The organism is Sinomonas sp. (genome assembly GCF_051955515.1).
Classification (GTDB): domain Bacteria; phylum Actinomycetota; class Actinomycetes; order Actinomycetales; family Micrococcaceae; genus Sinomonas.
Genome location: NZ_JBQCGQ010000279.1, coordinates 1 through 3,515 on the forward strand (window position 1 = coordinate 1; position 3,515 = coordinate 3,515).

Sequence of the window (3,515 nt, forward strand, 5' to 3'; positions counted from 1 at the left end):
CCTCATCCCCAATTTCATTCCGGATGGCGTCGAGGTGGTGCTCCACTCCGAGAATGGCATTCTGGGCACTGGGCCGTACCCCACCGAGGACCGCGTGGACCCAGACCTGATCAACGCCGGCAAGGAAACCGTGACCGTCAAGAAGGGGGCTGCCTTCTTCGACTCGGCCACCTCGTTCGGGATGGTCCGTGGCGGCCACGTGGACGTCGCGGTGCTCGGGGCCATGGAAGTGTCCCAGAATGGGGACCTCGCGAACTGGATGATCCCCGGCAAGATGGTCAAGGGGATGGGCGGTGCCATGGACCTGGTCTTCGGCGCCAAGCGGCTCATCGTGATGATGGAGCACACCGACAAGAACGGCAGGCCGAAGCTCCTTCGAGAGTGCACGCTTCCGCTGACGGGAACTGGGTGTGTCGACCGGGTGATCACCGATCTCGGTGTCATGGACGTGGTCCGAGACGGAGGCAGGTCCGTCCTGGTGCTGCGCGAACTCGCACCTGGGGTCACCGAGGACGAGGTGGCAGAGAAGACCGACGCCGAGCTTGACGTGGAGATCCACGACAATGAGCCCTGAACCCGGAACTGCCGACGAGCCCCGACGGGTGATCGAGCAGCGGGGCCTGTACTACGACGAGCTTGAAGAGGGAGTCGTCTACGCCCATCGGCCCGGGCGGACCGTCACCGAGGCCGACAACGTCTTCTTCACCGCGCTCACCATGAACACCCAGGCGCTGCACCTCGATGCGGCGTGGAGCGCCGGCCAGCCGTTCGGCCAGCGGCTCGTCAACTCGATGTTCACGCTCGCGACGCTCGTCGGCCAGTCCGTCGCCCAGCTGACTCAGGGGACGATCGTTGCCCAGCTCGGTCTGACCGACGTCTCCTTTCCTCACCCCCTCTTCCACGGCGATACGCTCTACACCGAAACCGTCGTCGTCGAGAAGCGGCTCTCGTCCTCCCGCCCAGGCCAGGGCATCGTGACCATGGAGCACACGGGCCGCAATCAGGACGGCGTTGTCGTCGCCCGGGCCAAACGCTCGTGCCTCATGTGGATCAAGGACGCCCATTCATGACCTTCGCAGCCCCCTTCACCATGGGTCCCGCCCTCCTCTTCTGCCCCGCCGATCGCCCAGAGCGGTTCGCCAAGGCCGCTGAGCGAGCAGACGCCGTCATCCTCGATCTCGAAGATGCCGTTTCACCCGAGGGGAAGGCGGCCGCGCGCTCCAATCTCGCGGGGCACACCCTCAACCCCGCGCGGACCATCGTCCGGCTCAACGCCGCGTCCACGGCCGACTTCGAGGCCGACCTCGCCGCGCTCGCGGCGACGCCCTATCGGACGGTGATGCTCGCCAAGGCCGAATCCGCCGAGCAGGTGCGCAGGCTCGAGGGATTCGAGGTCATTGCTCTCTGCGAGACCGCCCTCGGCATCGTCAATGCCCCCGCCATCGCTGGCGAGGTGAACGTCGTCGGCCTCATGTGGGGGGCCGAGGATCTGGTCGCCTCCCTAGGCGGAACCTCCAGCAGAGCGGACGACGGCGGTTACCGCGCCGTCGCGCTGCATGCCCGGTCCACTGTTCTCCTCGCCGCGGGCGCCTATGGCAAGGCCGCGATCGACGCGGTCTACACTGCCATCCCTGATCTGGAGGGCCTCTCGCGCGAGGCGGCCGATGCGGCAGCATCCGGTTTCGCGGCGAAGGCCTGCATTCATCCCAACCAAGTGCCTGCGGTCCGCGAGGCCTATGCCCCTGCCGAGGAAGCAGTCGCCGCGGCTCGCGAGCTGTTGGCCGCAGCGGAGGCAGCTGGCTCGGGCGTGTTCCAATTCCGCGGGCGCATGATCGACGGTCCCATCCTGCGCCACGCTGAGGCGGTCCTTCGTCGCGCCGGCGTGTAGGCGGGGTCGGCAGCGCTCGTGTTGTTCGCTGTAGTCCTGATCGCCGTCGTGGCTGGCGCCATGGCTCAGCGTGTCGCCGGGTTGGGGTTCGGGCTCATGGTCTCGCCTGTCCTGGTGGTGCTCCTCGGACCGCTCGATGGGGTGATGATCGTCAACGCGTGCGGAGCGACCTCGTCCCTGCTGATCCTTTTTCGGGTCTGGCGCGACGTCGACTGGTGGCGGTACCTGGGGCTCATTGTGCCCGGTTTTGTGGGGATTGCACTCGGCGCCCTGCTCGTGAGCCGTGTGCCCGCTGCGCCTCTCGAGATCGCGATTGGGGCCCTTCTGATTCTCGGGCTCGTCCTGTCGCAGCTCGTTGCGCGGGCGCGGCGTCGGATCGACGGGATGGGCATTCGCACGGTCAGCGGCTTCTCCAGCGGATTCATGAATGCTGCCGCGGCAGTGGGAGGACCCGCCGTCACCGCCTACGCCGTGTTGAGCGGCTGGGAGCAGAAACGCTTCGGCGCGACATTGCAGCCATATTTCTTGTCCACGGGGACGGCGTCGCTGCTCGCAAAGGCCGTGGCGACCGGGGGCCATTGGCCATCGCTCGCCGTGTGGGAATGGGCACTCGTGTTCGTCTGCATGATTGCCGGCATCGCAGTAGGAGACGTCCTCGCCCGCAAGATCGCGGGCGAGGTCATTCGCCGAGCTGTCATCGGCATCGCGTACGCCGGAGCTGCCCTCGCCATCGTGAACGGGGCATGGCATCTCTAGTTACAGGGCACACCCCTAGTTGGTAGAGCAGCCGAGTAGTGAGCTCTCGTGAGGTTCTCCGCAATCTGGTAGCCGAGTGCAGGCGCCAGCGGTTGCAGACGGCCTCGATCCAAGCCGCACCGCAGCCGGTGTCGGGGCCTCCTACCCGCGCCCGGCCCAGGCGTAGCAGCCCGCGCGGGAGACGCCCAGCAGGGCGGCCGTGCGGGAGATCCGCAGGCTGGCGTTCTCCTTGCGCAGCCGCTCCAGCTCGGCCCTCTCGTCCACCCCTGCCACCACGTCGGGTCCTGACGGGCCTGCTCGTTCTTCACCCACCGGCCCAGCAGCTGCTCCCCGAGGCCAAGCTCGACGCGGGACGTGGGCGATGGGCCTGCCCGTATCGATCACCAGCCTCGCCGCCTCACGCGGGTCCTTGGGCGTGAACGATCTCCTTGCCTTGCCCATGAGAAGACCTTCCCGCAGGACCATATGATCCCGCTAACTCAGGTCTCCACGAAAAGAGGCTAACCCCACTCCAGTCAGAAGGGTGGGGGTTGGCCCCGGCGAGGGTCGTTGGTGGTTTAGCAGCCTTCGCCGTGGGGGTTGGTGGTGCAGGTTTCGGCGTAGAGCTGGACCTGGGAGCGCCAGACGGAGCGCTCCCGTGCCGGGGAGGGCACGGGGGCGGTGCCGGGGAGGGGCTGGAAGGGGCCCCCGTCGACCGAGAACTGGCCGGCGTAGACGGTGGTCAGGGCCACCGTGTAGTCCCCGGTGGCGGCGTAGCGGTGGCTCGTGGCGGTGCGCTCGCCCCAGCGCTGCTGCGGCAGGGGACCGCCGGGGGCGGCGGAGACCAGGGCGGTGCCGTCGCCGTAGTCGAAGCGGTGCTCCACCGCGGCGA

General features: G+C 67.8%; 5 protein-coding genes and 1 pseudogene. 4 read left to right on the forward strand and 2 right to left on the reverse strand.

The genetic code is table 11. The annotated features are described in order from the left end of the window. The 4 genes from ACTHL9_RS16235 to ACTHL9_RS16250 all read left to right on the forward strand — a co-directional run. Nucleotides 1–574 (forward strand): 3-oxoacid CoA-transferase subunit B (locus tag ACTHL9_RS16235; protein ID WP_440520317.1); only part of this gene is annotated, 574 nt, incomplete at its 5' end. After that, entirely contained in the window at nt 564–1,070 is a 507-nt protein-coding gene (locus tag ACTHL9_RS16240; RefSeq protein ID WP_440520318.1) for a MaoC family dehydratase, read from the forward strand. The genes ACTHL9_RS16235 and ACTHL9_RS16240, both read left to right, overlap by 11 nt. After that, complete coding sequence (locus ACTHL9_RS16245) at nt 1,067–1,888, forward strand: HpcH/HpaI aldolase/citrate lyase family protein (RefSeq protein ID WP_440520319.1); 822 nt, start codon at nt 1,067–1,069, stop codon at nt 1,886–1,888. The genes ACTHL9_RS16240 and ACTHL9_RS16245 overlap by 4 nt, the downstream gene beginning before the upstream one ends. Nucleotides 1,889–1,906: 18 nt before the next feature. Then, entirely contained in the window at nt 1,907–2,644 is a 738-nt protein-coding gene (locus ACTHL9_RS16250; RefSeq protein WP_440520320.1) for a TSUP family transporter, read from the forward strand. 141 nt (nt 2,645–2,785) lie between these two features. Here ACTHL9_RS16250 and ACTHL9_RS16255 read toward each other — a convergent pair whose 3' ends face one another. Then, the gene (locus ACTHL9_RS16255; RefSeq protein ID WP_440520321.1) at nt 2,786–2,920 is read right to left on the reverse strand and encodes a hypothetical protein; all 135 of its coding nucleotides are present in this window, start codon (nt 2,918–2,920) and stop codon (nt 2,786–2,788) included. A gap of 281 nt (nt 2,921–3,201) precedes the next feature. After that, nucleotides 3,202–3,515: pseudogene (locus tag ACTHL9_RS16260) on the reverse strand (hypothetical protein); the annotation flags it as partial.

Coding starts and splice junctions, on each gene's coding strand:
- ACTHL9_RS16240 (WP_440520318.1), top strand. CDS start 564: ATGAGCCCTGAACCCGGAACTGCCGACGAGCCCCGACGGGTGATCGAG.
- ACTHL9_RS16245 (WP_440520319.1), top strand. CDS start 1,067: ATGACCTTCGCAGCCCCCTTCACCATGGGTCCCGCCCTCCTCTTCTGC.